Source organism: Telluria sp. RT2P19 (assembly GCF_059685725.1).
Map to the genome: position 1 here is coordinate 76,319 of NZ_JCASIL010000010.1, position 19,487 is coordinate 95,805.

The following is a 19,487-nucleotide window of genomic DNA, read 5'->3' on the forward strand; positions in this document are numbered from 1 at the left end:
CTTTCCCTCGGCCAACTCATTTCGCTGCTAACTATGCATTTTTCGCACCAATCTCCGCTCATGGCATCCGCGCTGAAATCGGTCACCGCCGCCGTGGCCAGTGCAGTGGTATTGTCTTCCGCCGCCCATGCGGCCGGACTCGGAAAATTGACAGTGCTGTCGGCGCTTGGCCAGCCGCTGCGCGCCGAGATCGAGCTGACGGCCAGCGCCGGCGAAGACCCGGCGAGCATGGCGGTCAAGCTGGCGAACCCGGAAGCCTTCCGCGCCGCGAACATCGAATTCAATCCCGCGCTGCTGTCGCTGCGCTTCGCGGTCGAGGATCGGGTTGGGCGCCAGGTCATCCGCGTCAGCTCGACCCAGCCGCTGAACGAGCCGTTCGTCGACATGCTGCTGGAGCTGACCTGGAATAACGGTCGCCTGGTGCGCGAATATACCTTCCTGCTCGACCCGGCCGAACTGCGCGCGACGCAGCCGGCCCAGGTGGCGGCGCCGCCGCAGGCCCGGCCAGCCACGCCGAGCGCGCCGCCAGGCCAGGCGCCGGCGGCAGCTTCGCCCACGCAGGACGAGGCGCGCATCGCCGCCGCGCGTCGCGGTGCCGAGCGCCAGGCGCGCGAAGCCCGTAGGCGCGACGCCGAGGACAGTTACCGCGTGCGCCGCGGCGACACGCTCAGCGGCATCGCCACCCGCGTCAAGCCGGCCGACATCTCGCTCGACATGATGCTGGTCGCGCTGTACCGCGCGAACCCGGACGCCTTCATCGGCAACAACATGAACCGCCTGAAGTCGGGCCAGATCCTGAGCATCCCGGATGCCGACACCATGCGTGGCGGCGCCGGCCAGTCGGAAGCGCGCGGCGTGGTCGTGGCCCACGCGGCCGACTTCGACGCCTACCGCAACAAGCTGGCCGGCCAGGTCGCGAGCAGCGCGCCGAGCGCCACGCCGCAGGGCGGCCAGAGCGCCAGCGGCCGCGTCACCGCGCGTGTCGAGCGGCAGCCGACCGCCGTCAGCGAAGCGCAGGACAAGCTGCAGCTGTCCAAGGCGGCGCCCGCTGCCGCCGGCGCGCCCGACGACGGCACCGCCAGTGTCGAGGATACGGTCGCCAGGGAGCGCGAACTGGCGCAGGCCGAGGCGCGCGTGAAGGAACTCGAAAAGAACGTCAACGAACTCGAAAACCTGATGGCGGTGCCGAGCCGCTCGGGCGCCGAGGCCGAACAGGCTGCTACTGCTGCGGCAGCTGCGGCAGCGAGCGCAAAGACAGCCGAGAAGCCGGCCCCGCGTCCGCGTCCCAAGCGCCAGCAGCAGGAGCCGCCAGAAAAAAGCTTCGTCGACACGATCCTGGACAATATGCTGTACATCGGCGCCGGCGCGCTGGTGCTGCTGCTGGCCGCGCTGGGCATCTCGCAGCGCCGCAAGCGCAACGCGCAGGCCGTCAAGCCGGTACCGTCCGAACCGTCGGTGCTGGGCGTGCCGGGCGCGAGCGCCCACTCGCTGTTCGCCGAGAGCGGCGGCCAGAGCGTGGACACCAATAACAGCGTATTCAATTCAAGCTTCGCCCCATCGGCCAGCCAGCTCGACACCAACGAAGTCGATCCGGTCGCCGAAGCCGACGTCTACATCGCCTATGGCCGCGACGCCCAGGCCGAGGAAATCCTGAAGGAAGCGCTGCGCACCCATCCGGAACGTCATCCGGTGCGCCTCAAGCTGCTCGAGATCTACGCCACGCGCAAGGACGCACGCGCCTTCGAGGCCCAGGCGCGCGAATTGCACGCCCTGACCGGCGGGACGGGCGCCGAGTGGTCGCAGGCCGCGGCGCTCGGCCTCGCCCTGGAGCCGGCCAATCCGCTGTACGCGGACGCCGCGCCAGTCCCGAGCCCGACGCCGTCGCCGCAGGAGCGCGACCAGCAAGCCATCCTGTCGCAGCAATTCGAGGACGCGTTCCGCGGCGGACCATCGGTGGGCGCCGGCCTTGCCGCGGGCGCCGCGGCCGGTACTGCCGCCGGCGCCGCGCTGACGCTGGACAAGGCCGCCGAAGACCGCACGGCCGCGCCGGCGCCTGACGCCCGCAACGACGACAACGCGCTCGACTTCGACCTCGGCGGCCTGACCTTCGAGCCGGTAGGCAATACCGACCGGGAGCCGCCAGCGGCCAGCCGTCCAGACCCGGATGCGACCGCGGTGCCGGACCTCGAATTCGACATGGCGCCGTTGGTTGCTCCCACGACTGCGCCAGCGACCGCTTCGGTGGCCGAGCAGAGCAAGCACGCGCCGGACGCGAACGACCTCGATTTCGACATGGACTTCGGTGCGCCGCAGACCGCGCAGCCGGCGGCCGCCGCGATCGAGGAGGACGACGACTTCACGCTCGAGCTGTCGCCGCAGTCGCAGGTGCAGGCGACCCCGGTCGACATGGCCGGCCTGGCCAAGGACTTCGAAGGCCTGCCGCCGCTGCCGGGCAGCACGCCGCAGCCGACCGTGGCGCAGGCCGATCCGCTGCATGATCTCGATATGATGGACTTTACTGCGCCTACGACGCCGGTGACGCCGGCCGCGCCTGCGCTCGTCGACGCGCCCGCGCGTTCGTCGACGGCAGCCGGCGGGTCCGAAGATCCGCTGTTCGACCTGGACACCATGGACTTCGGTTTGCCGGACGAGCCGCGCGCACCAGGCGGCGCCGAGCCGAAGGACTTCGGCGCGCGCCAGGACGACCCGTTCGACGCCTTCGACCTGCCGGAAACCCCGGCCCCGGTCCCGGCGCCGCAAGAAGTGTCGGCGCGCGACGCCTTCCAGGCTGGCGCCACGCCTGCCGACGACAAGGCCGCGCCAATGTTCGACCTGGCCGATTTCGACCTCGACCTGCCGCCATCCGCGCCGGCCACCGCTAAGCCCGTGGCGGCCGACCTGGATCCATTCGACGCCGCGCCGGACCAGATGTCACCCGAGCACATGGAGATGGAGACCAAGCTCGATCTCGCCATCGCCTACCAGGAGATTGGCGACAAGGAGGGCGCGCGTGAACTGCTTGACGAAGTCATCAAGGGCGGCAATACCGAGCAGGTCGGCAAGGCCAGCGCAATGAGGGAACTGCTGGCGTGACGCGAATTGCATTGGGTGTCCAGTACATCGGCACCGGTTGGAACGGCTACCAGAAACAGCCGGAACGTCATACGGTCCAGGACCGCCTCGAGATCGCGCTCGAGAAGTTCGCCTGCGTCCCGCTGCACACCACGTGCGCCGGGCGCACCGACGCCGGCGTGCATGCGATCGAGCAGGTCGTCCATTTCGATACCGACCTGGATCGCCCCACCCAGTCCTGGGTGCGTGGCGTGAACGCGTTCCTGCCCGAATCGATCGTGGTGCGCTGGGCGGCCGTGGTCGAGCCGGACGCCGACGGCCAGGATTTCCATGCGCGCTTCTCGGCGCGCTCGCGCACCTACCATTACGTGCTCTACAACCACCCCAATCCGTCGGCCCTGCTGGCCAAGCGGGCAGGGTGGGTATTCCGTCCGCTCGACGTCGAGCGCATGCGCGAAGGGGCGCGGCACCTGATCGGCACCCACGATTTCTCGAGCTTTCGCGCGTCGGGCTGCCAGGCGAATACGCCGGTCAAGGACATGCACGAGGTGCGCATCGAACGCCACGGCGACATCATCGTGTTCACCCTGCGCGCCAGCGCCTTCCTGCATCATATGGTGCGCAATATCGTCGGTTCGCTGATCTATATCGGCACCGGGCGCAATGAGCCGGACTGGATGCGCGAGGTGCTGGCGGCGCGTTCGCGCGACGCCGCCGCGCCGACCTTCATGCCGGACGGCCTGTATTTCGCGAAGATCGAGTACGATCCGAAGTGGAAGCTGCCGCAGGAGGCGTCGACGCCCCTGCCGTGGCTGTGACCGGTTTTCCAGGAAGAGCCATGCAACGCACCCGTATCAAGATCTGCGGCATCACCCGCGAGCAAGACCTGCGCGCGGCGGTCGACTGCGGCGCCGACGCCCTCGGTTTCGTGTTCTATCCGAAGAGCCCGCGCTATATCACGCCCGCGCGCGCCGCCCAGTTGTGCGCGATCCTGCCGCCGTTCGTCAGCGGCGTGGCGCTGTTCGTGAACCCGACGCTGGACGAAGTGCACGAAGTGGCGGGAGCGATACCGCTGGGGCTCATCCAGTTCCATGGCGACGAAACGGCAGAGCAGTGCGCGGCCATCGCGGCGGCCGTGCAACGGCCTTTCGTGCGCGCCTACCGCATCAAGCCTGACACGCCGCCCGCGGCTTTGCTAGAATGTGAAGCTGCATACCGCGCCGCCAGTCCCTGGTTCTCGGGCCTTCTGCTCGACACTTACGTGGACGCCTATGGTGGCGCAGGAAAGGTCTTCGATTGGTCTCTTATTCCAAAAGAGCTCGCGCCTCGGGTCGTTTTGAGTGGTGGGTTGAGCGTACACAACGTCCTTGACGCGACCGTCTATGTCCGTCCCTTTGCCGTCGACATCAGCAGTGGCGTCGAACAAGCGAAGGGAATCAAGGATGCCCGCAAGATCGCCGACTTCATCGCGGCGGTGCGGGCGGCCGATGCCACCATCGAAAGCGAGTCGCACCATGACCACGAAAGACACCATCACGGCCCAGCTTAGCGCTGCGCCCCTGTTCAAGACCCCGGATTACGCCTTGCCCGACGCGGTCGGGCACTTCGGCCCGTATGGCGGCAGCTTTGTCGCCGAAACCCTGTCGCACGCGCTGGCCGAGTTGAACGAAGCCTATGCGAAGTATGCGCAGGATCCTGAATTTCTCGAGGAATTCCGCTACGAGCTGGCGCACTTCGTCGGCCGTCCGTCGCCGGTGTACCACGCGCGGCGCTGGTCCGAGCTGGCCGGCGGCGCCCAGGTCTACTTCAAGCGCGAAGACCTGAACCACACCGGCGCGCACAAGATCAACAACGTGATCGGCCAGGCCCTGCTGGCGCGGCGCATGGGCAAGCAGCGCATCATCGCCGAGACCGGCGCCGGCCAGCACGGCGTGGCGACCGCCACCATCTGTGCGCGCTTCGGCCTGGAGTGCGTGGTGTACATGGGCGCCGAGGACGTCAAGCGCCAGGCGCAGAACGTCTACCGCATGAAGCTCCTGGGCGCGACCGTGGTGCCGGTGGAGTCGGGCTCCAAGACCCTGAAGGACGCGCTCAACGAGGCGATGCGCGACTGGGTCACGAATATCGAGAACACCTTCTACATCATCGGCACGGTGGCCGGCCCGCACCCGTATCCGATGATGGTGCGCGACTTCCAGTCGGTGATCGGCGAGGAATGCCGCCTGCAGATGCCGGCCATGGCGGGACGCCAGCCGGATTACGTCGTCGCCTGCATCGGCGGCGGCTCGAACGCGATGGGCATCTTCTATCCATATATCGGCGAACCGGGCGTGCAGCTGGTCGGCGTCGAGGCGGCGGGCGAGGGGCTGGCTTCGGGCAAGCATGCCGCTTCTCTGACGGCCGGCATCCCGGGCGTCCTGCATGGCAACCGCACGTACCTGCTGCAGGACGAGAACGGGCAGATCATCGAGACGCATTCCGTATCCGCGGGCCTGGATTATCCGGGCGTCGGACCGGAGCACGCCTGGCTGAAGGATTCGGCGCGCGCGCAGTACGTCTCGATCACCGATGAGGAAGCGCTGCAGACCTTCCACGATTGCTGCCGCATCGAGGGAATCATCCCGGCGCTGGAATCGTCGCATGCGATCGCCTATGGCGTGAAGCTGGCGGCGACCCTGCCGAAGGACAAGATCATCCTGGTCAACCTGTCGGGCCGCGGCGACAAGGACATGCACACGGTGGCGCAGCGGATGGGGCTGGATTTCGGCTGAAATCCGGTTTTCGCCTGGCTCCGGTCGCGAGGCGGCCGGAGCACCGCATCATCCACGACCCCATAAGGAAGAACAGCATGTCCCGCATCGAACCAACATTTGCCGCGCTTAAAGCGCAAAACAAGACCGGTCTGGTCACTTTCATCACCGCCGGCGACCCTGGTCCCGAGCTGACCGTCCCGCTGATGCACGCCCTGGTGGCGGGCGGCGCCGACGTCCTGGAACTGGGCGTGCCCTTCTCCGACCCGATGGCCGAAGGCCCGGTGATCCAGCGTGCCTGCGAGCGCGCGCTCAAGTTCAATGTCGGCCTGAAGGACGTGTTCGCCTTCGTGCGTGAATTTCGCCAGACCGACCAGCAAACGCCGGTGGTCCTGATGGGCTACGCCAATCCGATCGAGCGCATCGGCCAGGCTGAATTCATCCGCTGCGCGAAAGAGGCGGGCGCGGACGGCGCCATCGTCGTCGACTACCCGCCGGAAGAATGCGCCGATTTCGCCGGCGCCATGCGCGATAACGGCCTCGACCTGATCTTCCTGCTGGCGCCGACATCGACGACCGAGCGGGTAAAACAGGTCGCCCGCCACGGCGGCGGCTTCAGCTACTACGTCTCGCTGAAGGGCGTCACCGGCTCCGGGGCGATCGACACCGACGACGTCGCCCGCCGCGTGAACGCCATCCGCGAACACGTGAAGCTGCCGATCGGCGTCGGCTTCGGCATCCGCGACGGCGCCACCGCGAAAGCGGTCGCGCAAGTCGCCGACGCCGTGGTGATCGGCAGCCGCATCATCCAGGAGATCGAAGCGCACCCCGCGGACCAGGCCGTCGACGCCGTCCGCAGCTTCACCGCGGGCATCCGCACCGCCCTCGACGCCCGCTAACCCATGCATCAGGGTCGACTTCAAGGGTGATCAAATCTCCGACCCTAATGGCAAGGATTTGCTTGTTGACTGATGTTTGGTTGCAAGGATCTTGTGATAAATTGGCAATTCCAATTGATTGACGGGAGGCGCAATGAAGCGGCAGATCAGGCATGTGGGCGTGGTGCAGTGTGGAAAGGTGCTGGCGGCGATTTATCTTGTCATTGCGATTCCGATGGTGGCGCTCATGTTGCTGGCGTCAGGCGTCAGCGACCAATCATCGGCCATCGGCATTGGCGGGGCCGTCTTCATGGTGCTCATGTATCCGGTGCTTGGCTTCGTGAGCGGCGTTATCGGCGCCTGGCTGTATAACCTCGTCGCTGCGCGTGTCGGCGGGATCGAATACACGACCGTCGACGTGTGATCCATGCGGCGCCGTCCCGGGCGGGGCGTCGCGGTGCTTATCCGGGGTGGGTAATGAAGAAACGGCAATTGTTAGCTTGCCATCATTCGACAAGCGCTGGCCGAGCGGCTACACTACGCCTCTTCAAAAGATTCGCCGCAAAGGAGAGAACATGAGTTGGTTGGAAAAGCTGCTGCCCCCTCGGATCCAGCGCTCCGATGCCGCTAACCGCAAGACCATGCCGGAAGGCCTCTGGGTCAAGTGCCCGTCGTGCGAGTCGGTGCTGTATCGTGCGGACATCGAGTCCAATCTGCACGTGTGCCCGAAGTGCGACCACCATATGCGCATCCGTGCCCGCGACCGTCTCGATGCCCTGCTCGACGAAGGCGGCCGCTACGATATCGGCCAAGAGACATTGCCGGTCGATACCCTGAAGTTCAAGGACAGCAAGAAGTATCCTGATCGCCTGAAGGCGGCCATGGACGCCACCGGCGAAACCGATGCGCTGATCGTGCAGGGCGGTTCCATCATGAGCCTGCCGGTCGTCGTCGCCGCCTTCGAATTCGAATTCATGGGCGGCTCGATGGGTTCGGTCGTCGGCGAGCGCTTCGTGCGCGGCGCCCAGGTGGCGCTCGAGCAGAAGGTGCCGTTCATCTGCATCACCGCCACCGGCGGCGCCCGCATGCAGGAAGGCCTGCTGTCGCTGATGCAGATGGCCAAGACTACCGCCATGCTCACCAAGCTGGCCGAGAAAAAGCTGCCGTTCATCAGCGTGCTGACCGACCCGACCATGGGCGGCGTCTCGGCCTCGTTCGCCTTCATGGGCGACGTCGTCATCGCCGAGCCGAAAGCCCTGATCGGCTTTGCCGGCCCGCGCGTGATCGAGAACACCGTCCGCGAAAAACTGCCGGAAGGCTTCCAGCGCGCCGAGTTCCTGGTCACCAAGGGCGCCGTCGACATGATCGTCGACCGCCGCAAGATGCGCGAAGAAATCGCGCGCCTGCTGGCCCTGTTGCAAAACCAGGCGACCGAAGTCCTGGCCTGACCAACACGATGAAGGGCGGCCGGCGCGGGCAAGCGAAAGCTGCGCCATGCCGGTCGCTCTTTTCATTTCCGCACCGTCCCACGTGTAAGCTACCGTAAGCACCATGTCCCCACTTCCGACCACCTTGCCCGACTGGCTGGCCCTGCTCGAGTCGCGCCACGCCGAAACCCATATCGACATGGGCCTCGATCGCGTCCGCGCCGTCAAGGAGCGCCTGCAGCTGGCCTTCGATTGCCCGGTGATCATGGTCGCCGGCACCAACGGCAAGGGTTCCACCTGCGCGATGCTCGAATCGGTCCTGCTGCAGTCCGGCTACCGCGTCGGCCTCTACATCAAGCCGCACTTCCTCGACTTCAACGAGCGCGCCCGGATCAATGGCGAGATGGCCTCCGATGAAGCACTGGTCAACGCCTTCAACGACGTCGAAGCGGCACGCGGCGGCACCGACCTCACCTATTTCGAATTCACCACCCTGGCCATCGCCCACCTGATCTCGAACAGCGGCGTCGACGTCGCCATCCTCGAAGTCGGCCTGGGTGGACGCCTGGATGCGGTCAACGTCATCGATGCCGACGTCTCGATCGTCACCAGCATCGACATCGACCACACCGCCTACCTCGGCGACACGCGCGAACAGATCGGCTTCGAGAAGGCCGGCATCTTCCGCCCGGGTAAGACCGCCATCTGCAGCGATCCGGTGCCGCCGCAATCGCTGATCGAGCACGCCGAACAGATCGGCGCCGACCTGTGGCTGCTGGGTCGCGATTTCAACTACCAGGGCGACCAGCAGCAGTGGAGCTATGGCGGGCGCAGCCAGCGCCGCAACTCGCTGGCCTATCCGGCCCTGCGCGGCGCCAACCAGCTGCTCAACGCTTCGGCCGCGCTGGCCGCGCTCGAAGCGCTGCGCATGCAACTGCCTTGCGGCGCCCAGGAAACCCGCGCCGGCCTGGCGCTGGTCGAGCTGCCGGGCCGTTTCCAGGTGCTGGCGGGCCGCCCGACCCAGGTGCTCGACGTCGCCCACAACCCGCACGCCGCCGCGACGCTGGCCCAGAACCTGGGCAATATGGGCTTCCACCGCTTTACGTATGCCGTGTTCGGGATCATGGAAGACAAGGACATCGACGCCGTAATCGCGCCGATGGCCGGCATCATCGACCACTGGTGCGTGACGGCGCTCGATTCGCCGCGCTCGGCGCAGCCTGAAGTACTGGCCGGGAAGCTGGCCGAACTCAGGCCGGCCGGCGCCAAGGACGACGATTTTTCGGTGAGCAATTTTGCAACGCCGGCAGAGGCCTACGCGAATGCGCTGAGCCGGGCAGGGGAGAATGATAGAATTGTGGTCTTTGGCTCTTTCTACACGGTTGCAGGCGTCATGGCGGCCCGTAAATCGAGTCTTCACTGACTTCTTCATCCTACTACCTGAACCACATGGGCTTGTTCTCGTTCGGCAATAAAAACAAGCAAGAAACTGTCCGGGACAGCGGGCACTTCGTCAAGGAAGACGACGCCGCCTATACCGAGCGCGCGCGTTCCAAGCGCGCCAGCTCCGCCGGCGACAGCGCCCGCCGCACCAGTCGCGGCGACCCGATCCTGCCCGAGAAGAAGCGCGCCCGCCGCCGCCTGGTCGGGGCCATCGCGCTGGTGCTGGCCGCCGTCGTTGCGCTGCCGATGCTGCTCGATTCCGAGCCGAAGCCGCTGGCCACCGACATCGCCATCCACATCCCCGACAAGGACAGGGCCGCCCCGCTGCCGGTGCCATCCGAGCAGGTCGCGCCATCGGCCAGCGTGGACAGCGACGAGGAAATCGTCGAGCCGGTGCCGGCGCCGCCCGCCGGCACCCGTGCAAGCGACACCACCGCGCCCGGCGCGACCCCGCCCGTCAGCGACCCGCCGCCGATGCGTATGCTCGAGCCGGCCAAGCCCACCAAGCCTGTCGAGCCACCAAAACCGGAGCCGAAGCCCGAGCCGGTGAAGCCGAAGACCGAGCCGGTCAAGGCGGAGCCGAAGCCCGTCGTCAAACCCGAACCGAAGCCGGAAAAGAAACCCGAGCCCGCCAAGAAGCCGGCCGAGACCCATCCGAAGGCCGAGGATGTCGCCAAGCCCGCGCCGCGCGACGACGCCGCGCGCGCCATGGCCATTCTCGAAGGCAAGCCGGCCGAGCCACAGAAGGCGCAAGGCCCGGCGCCGCGCTTCGTGGTGCAGGTCGCGGCCCTGGGCAGCCAGGAAAAGGTAACTGAACTGCAAGACCGGCTGCGCGCCGCCGGCATCTCGTCCTTCACCCAGAAGTCGGGCGAGCTGATCCGTGTGCGGGTCGGCCCGTTCAGCAAGGAAGAGGCCGAGAAGGTGCGCGCCAAACTGGGCGGCATCGGCCTGTCCGGCACCATGGTGCCGCTCTGACCTGACCCAGTAGCGTGACGATTTTCGACTACCTGGTGCTGTTCGTGCTGGTCTGTTCCGTTGTCATCAGCACCCTGCGCGGCCTGGTCAAGGAAATCCTGTCCTTGCTGGGCTGGATCGTCGCCTTCGTGGTGGCCAATGCCTACGGCGCGCAGCTCGCGCCGCTGCTGCCGGAAGTCATTCCCGGCGACACGGCGCGCCTGATCGTGGCCTTCATCGCGCTGTTCCTGGGCGTGCGAATTTTGATGGGCCTGCTGTCGCTGGCGATCGGGGCCCTGGTGGAAGCGACCGGCCTGTCGCTGGCCGACCGCGGCCTCGGAGGATTGTTTGGATTGGCGCGCGGCATTGTAATCGTGCTGGCCGGCGTCATATTGTGCGGGATGACGGACATCCCGCGCCAGGCGTTCTGGCAAGAAGCCCTGTTGTCGCCGATCGCCGAGACCGGCGCCCGCACCGTCAAGCCTTTCCTGCCGGCTGCCATGGCGCAGCACGTGAACTTTTGAATCCAGCTTTCAAAGCAATCATCAGCCTCATCGCATCAACGTAAGAACTTTTTTGTAATCAAGCACTCAAGCTTTTAGGAGCACACCATGTGTGGCATCGTCGGCGTCGTCTCTCACTCTCCCGTCAACCAGCTGCTGTATGACGCATTGCTGCTGCTGCAGCACCGCGGCCAGGATGCGGCGGGCATTGCGACCAATCACAGCAGCATGTTCTCGATGTTCAAGGCGAATGGCCTGGTGCGGGACGTGTTCCGCACCCGTAATATGCGTTCGCTCCAGGGCAATACCGGGATCGGCCACTGCCGCTATCCGACCGCCGGCTCGTCGAGCGAGGAAGAGGCGCAGCCGTTCTACGTCAACGCACCGTTCGGCATCACGCTCGCCCACAACGGCAACCTGACCAACCAGGCAGTGCTGAAGGATGAGCTGTTCCGCAACGACCGCCGCCACATCAACACCGATTCCGACTCCGAAGTACTGCTCAACGTGCTGGCCCACGAAATCCAGGAAGCGGCCGACGGCTACTCGCTGGACGCCGACGCCGTGTTCAAGGCGGTCGCCGCCGTGCACCGCCGCGTGCGCGGCGCCTACGCCGTGGTGTCCCAGATCGCCGGCCACGGCATGCTGGCCTTCCGCGACCCGTTCGGCATCCGTCCGCTGTGCCTGGGCATCAATGAAACCGAGCAGGGCAACGAATACCTGGTGGCCAGCGAATCGGTCGCCCTGGAAGGCCTGGGCTTTCGCTTCGTGCGCGACATCGCGCCGGGCGAGGCGGTCTTCATCGACCAGAACAACCAGCTGCACGAGCGCCAGTGCGCCGAGAATCCGTCGCTCAACCCGTGCGCCTTCGAATTCGTCTACCTGGCCCGCCCCGACTCGGTGATCGACGGCGCCTCGGTCTACGCCACCCGCCTGCGCATGGGCGAGTACCTGGCCGACAAGGTCAGCCGCGAGATCCCGGTCGACGAGATCGACGTCGTGATGCCGATCCCCGATTCGTCGCGTCCGGCCGCGATCCAGCTGGCGCTGAAGCTGGGCGTGGAATACCGTGAAGGCTTCATCAAGAACCGCTACATCGGCCGCACCTTCATCATGCCGGGCCAGGGCATGCGCAAGAAGTCGGTGCGCCAGAAACTGAACGCGATCAGCTCCGAGTTCAAGGACAAGAACGTGCTGCTGGTCGACGATTCGATCGTGCGCGGCACCACCAGCCGCGAGATCGTGCAGATGGCGCGTGAAGCCGGCGCCCGCAAGGTGTTCTTCGCCTCGGCCGCGCCGCCGGTGCTGTACCCGAACGTGTACGGCATCGACATGCCGACCCGCGACGAACTGATCGCCCACGGCCGCACGACCGAAGAAGTGTGCCGCGAGATCACCGCCGACCGCGTGGTGTACCAGGACGTCGACGCGCTCAAGCGCGCGATCTCGGATGTCAATCCGGCGCTGAAGAACTTCGAGGCTTCGTGCTTCGACGGCGTGTATGTCACCGGCGACGTGACCCCGGAGTACCTGGACCGCCAGGAGTCGGCGCGCCACAACCCGGCCAAGAAGGAAGTCGAGGATCCGGTGCGCACGCAGCTCAACCTGAACCCGCCGGTCGCCGCCGAGTAAGCCATGTCGGACCAGAAGAGCTACGGCTTCACCACCACCATCCTGCACAACGATCGTCGCAAGGCGATCGAGCACGGTTCGCTGCACAGGCCGGTGCACACCTCGGTCGCCTTCGGCTATGCCGACGCACGCCAGCTGGCGTCGGTATTCCAGGGCAAGGAACCGGGCTTTCGCTATGGCCGCCAGGGTAATCCGACGGTGTCGGCCCTGGAAGACAAGATCAGCAAGATGGAAGACGGCGTCGCCACCCTGTGCTTCGGCACCGGCATGGCGGCGATCGGCGCGCTGTTCCAGGCGCTGCTCAAGGCCGGCGACCAGATCGTGTCGTCCAGCTTCCTGTTCGGGAACACCAACAGCCTGTGGCAGACGGTGGCGGCCCAGGGCGTGGATGTCGCCTTTGTCGACGCCACCGACGTGGCCCAGGTCGAGGCGGCCTTGTTGCCGAGCACGCGCATGGTGTTCGTCGAGACCATCGCCAATCCGCGCACGCAGGTGGCGGACCTGGCGCGCATCGGCGAACTGTGCCGGGCGCGGGGCATCCTGTACGTGGTCGACAACACGATGACCACGCCCTGGCTGTTCCGTCCGAAGGATGTGGGCGCCGGCCTGGTGGTCAACTCGTTGACCAAGTCGATCGGCGGGCATGGCATCGCGCTGGGTGGCGCACTGACCGATACCGGCCTGTTCGACTGGGCGGGGTATCCGAACATCGCCCAGAACTTTCGCAGGCAGGCACCTGCCGCGCAAGGCATGGCGCAATTGCGCGCCAAGGCGCTGCGCGACTTCGGCGCCGCGCTGGGGCCGGAAGCGGCGCACCACATCGCGGTCGGGGCCGAGACGCTGGCGCTGCGCATGGAACGCACCAGCGCCAACGCGCTGGCGCTGGCGACGATGCTCGAAGCGGACGAGCGCGTGGCGGCCGTGCATTATCCGGGCCTGGCATCGCATCCGCAGAACGGGATCGTCAAGGCCTTGTTCCGTTCCGGTGGCTCGCTGCTCAGTTTCGAGCTCAAGCAAGAGATTGATCCGTTCGACTACCTGAACCGCCTGCAACTGGCAATCCCGGCGTCGAACCTGGGCGACAACCGGACCCTCGTGATCCCGGTGGCGCACACGATCTTCTTCGAGATGGGGCCCGAGCGGCGCGCCAGCATGGGCATCGCGGAAGGTTTGATCCGGGTGTCGGTGGGCATCGAGGACACGGACGACCTGGTCGGCGACTTCCGCCAGGCGCTGGACGCGTAAGGCGAGTAAAAGATGGGTTGATGGGGCCGGCGATAGCCGGTCTTGTCATATTTGCGGTTGAGCCCAGCCGTAAAACACGGCTATCATGGACTTTTACCAGCCCAGCCTTGCCAAGTGCCCATGAAACGATTCCTGTCCTGCCTCTCCCTTTCGGTCGCCATGGTGGCCGGCGGCGCCGCCTTCGCAGGCGAGCTCGAGGATGCCAACGCCCTGTTCGAGAAAAAAGACTACGCCGGCGCGCTCAAGATCTATACCAGGCTGGCCAACGCCGGCAATCCGCAAGCCCAGCAGCAACTGGGGCAGATGTACTGGTACGGCGAAGCCGGCGCGGTCGACGAAGCCAGGGCCAGGGAGCTGTTTGAAAAGTCGGCCGCCAAGGGCAACAAGGTCGCTGCCGATTCGCTCGCGGTCATGCAGCAGCGCGTGGAGCGCCGCGCCGAGATCGATTACTGGATCAAGGGCTACGACGGCGCCGACCTGCAGTCGGGCGAATACCGTTGCCCGTCGCCCCGCATCCCGGCGGTGTCGAAGGTGAACGACGACATCGAGCGGGTGAACAAGGCGGTGACCAACTGGCAGGATTGCTACAACAAGATGGTGACCAACCTGAACGCGCAGTCGCCGCTGACCAAGCGCATCCCGCCCGATATCGCCAAGCTGATGAACAAGCAGGAAACGGAAGCCTCGACCGCCTACCTGGAACAGGTGCGCCAGAACATCGCCGAAGGCGCGAAAGTCAATTCGAAGATGGTGCTGGCCGATTTCGCCGCCTGGCGCAGCGCGACCGAAGCCTTCGTGGAGCAGCACAATTCAGTGGTCAACAAGGCCAAGAACTAGGCTGCAAAAGGAAGCGCCGGCACATGGCCGGCGCAGGTACTTGAAGCAGATACTGCCGATTAGTTCCAGCTACGCATCAAGCCAACCGCCAGCCCCTCGAGCGCGAACTCTTCGTCTGGCGTGACCTGGATCACGCTGAAGTCGGGATTTTCTGGCAGCAGCTCGACCAGGTCGCCCGTCTTGCGGTAGCGCTTGACGGTGACTTCTTCGCCCAGGCGGGCGACGACGATCTGGCCGTTCTTGGCGCTGTCGATTTTCTTGACCGCCAGGAAGTCGCCATCCATGATGCCGGCATCGCGCATCGACCAGCCCTTTACTTTCAGCAAAAAGTCGGGCCGCGCCGCGAACATCGCGGTGTCGACGTTATAGGTCGCTTCGACGTGTTCCTGGGCCAGGATCGGATTGCCGGCGGCGACGCGCCCGACCAGCGGCAGCGACATCAGGGAAGGCGGCGGCATCGGGATCTGCACGGCGGTGGCGCCGACCAGGCGGATGCCGCGCGAAGTGCCCGGCGAAATCTCGATCGCGCCCTTGCGCGCCAGCGCTTGCAGGTGTTCTTCGGCCGCATTGGCCGAGCGGAAACCCAGTTCGGATGCGATCTCGGCCCGGGTCGGAGGGAAACCCGTGTTCTCGATCGCTTCCTTGATCAGGTTAAGGATCTGTTCTTGCCTTGCAGTGAGCTTGAGCATAAATATCTTGCGGAAACGGGTTGTAGAGGTAGACTGTATTTTTGTACAGTATTCTGCTATACGCAAGGGATATACACGAAAAAGCGCAAAAAAAGCGCACAAGAAACGAAAAACCCGCGCTTGTCCAGTGTAATTGTCGAGTGAGGGGCACTTGGAAACGCAGGTCTTGACGGCCATGTTCCCATTTCGCCCAATCCACGCTATACTAGCTGGCTGTTCCCTTCCCACACTCGTCTTGACGCCGAGGTGGGCATTTGTTTAAAACGTCCTCAAGGAGTAATGCATGCGTCATTATGAAATCGTTTTTATCGTCCATCCGGACCAGAGCGAGCAAGTCCCGGCGATGATCGAACGTTACAAGGCCACGGTGACCAGCCGCGGCGGTAACATCCATCGCGTGGAAGACTGGGGTCGCCGCCAGATGGCTTACCAGATCCAGAAGCTGCCGAAAGCACACTACATCTGCCTGAACATCGAGTGCGACAACGAGACCCTGGTCGAGCTGGAAACCGCATTCAAGTTCAATGATGCCGTCCTGCGTCATCTGACCGTCAAGATGAAGAAAGCAGAAACCGCACCGTCGCCGATGATGAAATCGGTGCAGCGCGAAGACGCAGCCAAGAGCCACCGCGCAGAAGCAGCCGCTCCTGCAGCAGCTCCAGCCGCTGCCGCTGCCTAAGTCTTTCCCAGGAATCCAGCAGCAAGCAGTAGAAGAACCGGGTGAACCAGCTCCAGCTCGTGGCGACCATCGCCGAGCGTGACGTACTGCGCTACACCCCGGCCGGCGTGCCGATCGTTTCAGCCATCCTGATGCACAGTTCGCATCAGCGAGAGGCGGGGATCGATCGCCTGGTCGAGTTCGAAGTCCCCGCGTTCGCCGCGGGCGAGATTTCGGGCAGGTTCCAAAGCGCCGAACTTGGCGCCAGCTACCGCTTCGATGGCTTCCTCGCACGGAAAAACCGCAACAGCAAAGCCCTGGTGTTTCACATCATTGATTTCAGTGCCGCCTAGTTCGGCAATTTAGATATACAGGAGCCTCAAATGGCATTCGGTAAAAAGTTCGACAAAAACAAAGCTAAAGAAAAACTCAAGCGCAAACAGCAGAACCCGCTGTTCAAGCGCAAGAAGTTCTGCCGCTTCACCGCCGCTGGCGTTGAGCAGGTTGACTACAAAGACGTCGACACCCTGAAGGACTTCGTCCAGGAAAACGGCAAGATCATGCCAGCACGTCTGACCGGCACCAAGGCGCACTACCAGCGTCAGGTCGACACCGCCATCAAGCGCGCCCGTTACCTGGCGCTGCTGCCGTACACCGACCTGCATCACGGTTAATCGTCGGTCACGACAGTCAGATATCCTGGAGATAAAACATGCAAGTTATTCTGTTGGAAAAAGTTATCAACGTCGGCAACCTGGGCGACGTCGTCAAAGTCAAGGATGGTTACGCACGTAACTTCCTGATCCCACAAAAGATGGCCCGCCGCGCTACCGCCGGCGCCGTCGCCGAGTTCGAAGCCAAGCGCGCCGAACTGGAAAAAGCAGCCGCCGAGAAACTGGCAGCCGCCCAAGCCCAAGGCGACAAGCTGAGCGGCCTGACCGTCACCATCGGCCAGAAGGCCGGCGTCGACGGCCGTCTGTTCGGTTCGGTCACCAACGCGGACATCGCCGAAGCGCTGACCAAGCAGGGCTTCCCAGTCGAGAAGGCAGCTGTTCGCCTGCCGACCGGCCCGCTGAAAACCACCGGCGAATTCCCGGTTGCAGTCGCCCTGCACACCGACGTCGTGTCGGAAATCACCATCGCTGTCGTGGGCGAAGCTGCCTGAGCGAATGCTGAACTGAAGTAAAAGCAGTGCACGAAAAAGCCGGGTTCTCCCGGCTTTTTTGCTTTTGAAACTCACCAATTATGACAGCCGTGTGACAGGAGAAGGTATAATGCCGCCCATGAACGCAGCACCCCTCGACCCGCAAATAGAAGCCCTGCGCATCCCCCCGCATTCCATCGAAGCAGAGCAATCCGTCATCGGCGGCCTGCTGCGCGATAATGCCGCCTGGGACCGCATTGCCGACTTCATGCACGCGGAAGACTTCTACCGTTACGATCACCGCATCATCTTCGAACAGATGGTCCGCCTGATCAATGCCGGCAAGCCGGCCGACGTGATCACGGTCTATGAAGCCTGCAACCAGCTCGGCAAGGCCGACGACATGGGTGGCCTGCAATACCTGAACGCCATGGCGCAGAACACGCCATCGGCCGCGAATATCCGGCGCTATGCCGAGATCGTGCGCGACCGCGGCATCCTGCGCCAGCTGATCACCGTCGCCGACGACATCTCGGGCAACGCCTTCAATCCGCAGGGCAAGGAAGTCAAGCAGATGCTCGACGAGGCGGAATCGCGGATCTTCGCCATCGCCGAGCAGGGCGCGCGCGGCGCCCAGGGCTGGCTGGCGGTGCAGCCGCTGCTGACCCAGGTGGTCGAGCGCATCGACGAACTGTACTCGCGCGAAAACCAGGGTGAGATCACCGGCGTGCCGACCGGCTTCATCGACCTCGACCGCATGACGTCCGGCCTGCAGCCGGGCGACCTGGTCATCGTCGCCGGCCGTCCGTCGATGGGCAAGACCGCGTTCTCGGTCAATATCGGCGAGAACGTCGCGATCGAGGCCGGCCTGCCGGTCGCCGTGTTCTCGATGGAGATGGGCGGCGCCCAGCTGGCCATGCGTATGCTCGGCTCGGTCGGCCAGCTCGACCAGCACCGCCTGCGTACCGGCCGCCTGAACGACGAGGACTGGCCGCGCCTGACGCACGCCATCCAGAAGATGAACGATGCCCAGCTCTACATCGATGAAACGCCGGCACTGAATCCGATCGAGATGCGCGCGCGGGCACGACGCCTGGCGCGCCAGTGCGGCAAGCTCGGGCTCATCATCGTCGACTACCTGCAGCTGATGCAGGGTTCCAAGCCGGGCGACAACCGCGCCTCCGAGATCTCGGAGATCTCGCGTTCGCTGAAAGGCCTGGCGAAAGAGCTGCAGTGCCCCGTGATCGCGCTGTCGCAGCTGAACCGCTCGCTGGAGCAACGTCCGAACAAACGTCCCGTGATGTCCGACTTGCGCGAATCCGGCGCTATCGAACAGGATGCTGACGTGATCATCTTCCTGTACCGCGACGAAGTCTATAACCCGGATTCGCCCGACAAGGGCACCGCCGAGATCATTATCGGCAAGCAGCGTAACGGTCCGATTGGGGCGATTCGCCTCACCTGGATCGGCCAATACACCAAGTTTGGCAACTACAGTGGTAACCTCGCCGTCTATCAGGGCGACTAAGCCGCATACCGCGGCCGGCATCACGCCGCACACCATGCCGTCGCTTTTCCCGGAGCGGCGGCAATACCGAGAGAAAAACGGAGAAAAACAATGTTTGGACGCTTCCTGCCCAAAGAGGGCAATTTCTTTGAACTGTTCAACCAACACGCCGCACTGTGCGTGAAGGGTGCGCATGAGATGGTTGGCCTGATGACCAATTTCGATGACCTGGAAACCCGCACCCACGCGGTCGAGACCATCGAGAAACAGGCAGACAAGATCACCTACACCACGGTCGACCTGCTGCACAAGACCTTCATCACGCCGCTCGACCGCGACGACATCCACAAGCTGATCACCCGCATGGACGACATCCTCGACATGATGGAAGACGCGGCCCAGACCGTCTCGCTGTACGACCTGCAGGCCGTGACGCCAGAGGCAAAACGCCTGGCCGAGCTGTGCCTGTCGTGCTGCCTGAAAGTGCAGGAAGCCGTGTCGATGCTGCACGACATGGACAACGCGCCGAAGATCGTCGCCATCTGCGAAGAGATCGACCGCTTCGAGTCGGACGCCGACCACGTGATGCGCGCCGCAATGTCCAAGCTGTTCCGCGATGAACCGGACGTGCGCAACCTGATCAAGATGAAGGCCATCTACGAGATCCTGGAAACCGTGACCGACCGCTGCGAAGACGTGGCCAACATCATCGAAGGCATCATCGTCGAGAACGCGTAAGCGTCGCTCC

Annotated in this window: 20 protein-coding genes; 19 read left to right on the forward strand and 1 reads right to left on the reverse strand. The window is 64.6% G+C overall.

All coding sequences use genetic code 11. The features are described from left to right. Nucleotides 1–60 precede the first annotated feature (60 nt). The 13 genes from AC56KW_RS13920 (at nt 61) to AC56KW_RS13980 (ending at nt 14,741) form a co-directional block, all read left to right on the forward strand. Nucleotides 61–3,093, forward strand: a complete 3,033-nt coding sequence (locus tag AC56KW_RS13920; protein ID WP_497171280.1) for a motility hub landmark protein FimV — start codon at nt 61–63, stop codon at nt 3,091–3,093. Further along, a complete protein-coding gene (gene truA, locus AC56KW_RS13925; RefSeq protein ID WP_497171281.1) occupies nt 3,090–3,890 on the forward strand; it encodes a tRNA pseudouridine(38-40) synthase TruA in 801 nt (266 codons plus the stop codon). Before AC56KW_RS13920 ends, truA begins: the two co-directional genes overlap by 4 nt. Before the next feature lie 20 nt (nt 3,891–3,910). After that, entirely contained in the window at nt 3,911–4,621 is a 711-nt protein-coding gene (locus AC56KW_RS13930; RefSeq protein ID WP_497171282.1) for a phosphoribosylanthranilate isomerase, read from the forward strand. Then, nucleotides 4,587–5,843 carry a tryptophan synthase subunit beta gene (gene trpB / locus AC56KW_RS13935; RefSeq protein ID WP_497171283.1) on the forward strand — a complete coding sequence of 419 codons (1,257 nt, stop codon included), beginning with the start codon at nt 4,587–4,589 and terminating at the stop codon, nt 5,841–5,843. The genes AC56KW_RS13930 and trpB overlap by 35 nt, the downstream gene beginning before the upstream one ends. A 77-nt stretch (nt 5,844–5,920) precedes the next feature. Beyond that, nucleotides 5,921–6,721, forward strand: a complete 801-nt coding sequence (gene trpA, locus AC56KW_RS13940) for a tryptophan synthase subunit alpha (protein WP_497171284.1) — start codon at nt 5,921–5,923, stop codon at nt 6,719–6,721. Nucleotides 6,722–6,854: 133 nt separating this feature from the next. After that, nucleotides 6,855–7,124 (forward strand): hypothetical protein, encoded by a 270-nt coding sequence (locus tag AC56KW_RS13945; RefSeq protein WP_497171285.1) that lies wholly within the window; start codon nt 6,855–6,857, stop codon nt 7,122–7,124. A gap of 151 nt (nt 7,125–7,275) precedes the next feature. After that, nucleotides 7,276–8,148, forward strand: a complete 873-nt coding sequence (gene accD / locus AC56KW_RS13950) for an acetyl-CoA carboxylase, carboxyltransferase subunit beta (RefSeq protein WP_497171286.1) — start codon at nt 7,276–7,278, stop codon at nt 8,146–8,148. Between the two features lie 103 nt (nt 8,149–8,251). Next, nucleotides 8,252–9,550, forward strand: a complete 1,299-nt coding sequence (gene folC, locus AC56KW_RS13955) for a bifunctional tetrahydrofolate synthase/dihydrofolate synthase (protein WP_497171287.1) — start codon at nt 8,252–8,254, stop codon at nt 9,548–9,550. 26 nt (nt 9,551–9,576) lie between these two features. Further along, nucleotides 9,577–10,545, forward strand: coding sequence for an SPOR domain-containing protein (locus AC56KW_RS13960; protein WP_497171288.1), 969 nt, complete (start codon nt 9,577–9,579; stop codon nt 10,543–10,545). A gap of 14 nt (nt 10,546–10,559) precedes the next feature. Then, on the forward strand, nt 10,560–11,048 hold the full coding sequence (locus AC56KW_RS13965) for a CvpA family protein (protein WP_497171289.1): 489 nt from the start codon (nt 10,560–10,562) through the stop codon (nt 11,046–11,048). An 87-nt stretch (nt 11,049–11,135) separates the two neighbouring features. Then, nucleotides 11,136–12,659 (forward strand): amidophosphoribosyltransferase, encoded by a 1,524-nt coding sequence (gene purF / locus AC56KW_RS13970; RefSeq protein ID WP_497171290.1) that lies wholly within the window; start codon nt 11,136–11,138, stop codon nt 12,657–12,659. Nucleotides 12,660–12,662: 3 nt separating this feature from the next. Further along, on the forward strand, nt 12,663–13,904 hold the full coding sequence (locus AC56KW_RS13975) for a cystathionine gamma-synthase family protein (protein WP_497171291.1): 1,242 nt from the start codon (nt 12,663–12,665) through the stop codon (nt 13,902–13,904). 120 nt (nt 13,905–14,024) lie between these two features. Continuing rightward, nucleotides 14,025–14,741, forward strand: a complete 717-nt coding sequence (locus AC56KW_RS13980; RefSeq protein WP_497171292.1) for a tetratricopeptide repeat protein — start codon at nt 14,025–14,027, stop codon at nt 14,739–14,741. Nucleotides 14,742–14,800: 59 nt separating this feature from the next. Here AC56KW_RS13980 and lexA read toward each other — a convergent pair whose 3' ends face one another. Continuing rightward, on the reverse strand, nt 14,801–15,430 hold the full coding sequence (gene lexA / locus AC56KW_RS13985; protein WP_497171293.1) for a transcriptional repressor LexA: 630 nt from the start codon (nt 15,428–15,430) through the stop codon (nt 14,801–14,803). A gap of 283 nt (nt 15,431–15,713) precedes the next feature. Here lexA and rpsF point away from each other — a divergent pair, with 283 nt between their 5' ends. The 6 genes from rpsF (at nt 15,714) to AC56KW_RS14015 (ending at nt 19,477) form a co-directional block, all read left to right on the forward strand. Continuing rightward, complete coding sequence (gene rpsF, locus AC56KW_RS13990) at nt 15,714–16,109, forward strand: 30S ribosomal protein S6 (protein ID WP_497171294.1); 396 nt, start codon at nt 15,714–15,716, stop codon at nt 16,107–16,109. A gap of 41 nt (nt 16,110–16,150) precedes the next feature. After that, on the forward strand, nt 16,151–16,441 hold the full coding sequence (gene priB, locus AC56KW_RS13995) for a primosomal replication protein N (protein WP_497171295.1): 291 nt from the start codon (nt 16,151–16,153) through the stop codon (nt 16,439–16,441). 30 nt (nt 16,442–16,471) lie between these two features. Beyond that, nucleotides 16,472–16,762, forward strand: a complete 291-nt coding sequence (gene rpsR / locus AC56KW_RS14000; RefSeq protein ID WP_005666071.1) for a 30S ribosomal protein S18 — start codon at nt 16,472–16,474, stop codon at nt 16,760–16,762. A gap of 38 nt (nt 16,763–16,800) precedes the next feature. After that, entirely contained in the window at nt 16,801–17,253 is a 453-nt protein-coding gene (rplI, locus tag AC56KW_RS14005) for a 50S ribosomal protein L9 (protein ID WP_208280557.1), read from the forward strand. 109 nt (nt 17,254–17,362) lie between these two features. Next, entirely contained in the window at nt 17,363–18,760 is a 1,398-nt protein-coding gene (locus tag AC56KW_RS14010) for a replicative DNA helicase (protein WP_497171296.1), read from the forward strand. Between the two features lie 90 nt (nt 18,761–18,850). Then, nucleotides 18,851–19,477: a DUF47 domain-containing protein gene (locus AC56KW_RS14015; protein WP_497171297.1), complete on the forward strand. Its 627-nt coding sequence runs from the start codon at nt 18,851–18,853 to the stop codon at nt 19,475–19,477. Nucleotides 19,478–19,487 lie beyond the last annotated feature (10 nt).

Bases quoted from the DNA above. Each gene is read 5' to 3' on its own strand.
- AC56KW_RS13920 (WP_497171280.1), top strand. From the start codon at position 61: ATGGCATCCGCGCTGAAATCGGTCACCGCCGCCGTGGCCAGTGCAGTG.
- AC56KW_RS13930 (WP_497171282.1), top strand. From the start codon at position 3,911: ATGCAACGCACCCGTATCAAGATCTGCGGCATCACCCGCGAGCAAGAC.
- trpB (WP_497171283.1), top strand. From the start codon at position 4,587: ATGACCACGAAAGACACCATCACGGCCCAGCTTAGCGCTGCGCCCCTG.
- trpA (WP_497171284.1), top strand. From the start codon at position 5,921: ATGTCCCGCATCGAACCAACATTTGCCGCGCTTAAAGCGCAAAACAAG.
- AC56KW_RS13945 (WP_497171285.1), top strand. From the start codon at position 6,855: ATGAAGCGGCAGATCAGGCATGTGGGCGTGGTGCAGTGTGGAAAGGTG.
- accD (WP_497171286.1), top strand. From the start codon at position 7,276: ATGAGTTGGTTGGAAAAGCTGCTGCCCCCTCGGATCCAGCGCTCCGAT.
- folC (WP_497171287.1), top strand. From the start codon at position 8,252: ATGTCCCCACTTCCGACCACCTTGCCCGACTGGCTGGCCCTGCTCGAG.
- AC56KW_RS13960 (WP_497171288.1), top strand. From the start codon at position 9,577: ATGGGCTTGTTCTCGTTCGGCAATAAAAACAAGCAAGAAACTGTCCGG.
- purF (WP_497171290.1), top strand. From the start codon at position 11,136: ATGTGTGGCATCGTCGGCGTCGTCTCTCACTCTCCCGTCAACCAGCTG.
- AC56KW_RS13975 (WP_497171291.1), top strand. From the start codon at position 12,663: ATGTCGGACCAGAAGAGCTACGGCTTCACCACCACCATCCTGCACAAC.
- AC56KW_RS13980 (WP_497171292.1), top strand. From the start codon at position 14,025: ATGAAACGATTCCTGTCCTGCCTCTCCCTTTCGGTCGCCATGGTGGCC.
- lexA (WP_497171293.1), bottom strand. From the start codon at position 15,430: ATGCTCAAGCTCACTGCAAGGCAAGAACAGATCCTTAACCTGATCAAG.
- rpsF (WP_497171294.1), top strand. From the start codon at position 15,714: ATGCGTCATTATGAAATCGTTTTTATCGTCCATCCGGACCAGAGCGAG.
- rpsR (WP_005666071.1), top strand. From the start codon at position 16,472: ATGGCATTCGGTAAAAAGTTCGACAAAAACAAAGCTAAAGAAAAACTC.
- rplI (WP_208280557.1), top strand. From the start codon at position 16,801: ATGCAAGTTATTCTGTTGGAAAAAGTTATCAACGTCGGCAACCTGGGC.
- AC56KW_RS14010 (WP_497171296.1), top strand. From the start codon at position 17,363: ATGCCGCCCATGAACGCAGCACCCCTCGACCCGCAAATAGAAGCCCTG.
- AC56KW_RS14015 (WP_497171297.1), top strand. From the start codon at position 18,851: ATGTTTGGACGCTTCCTGCCCAAAGAGGGCAATTTCTTTGAACTGTTC.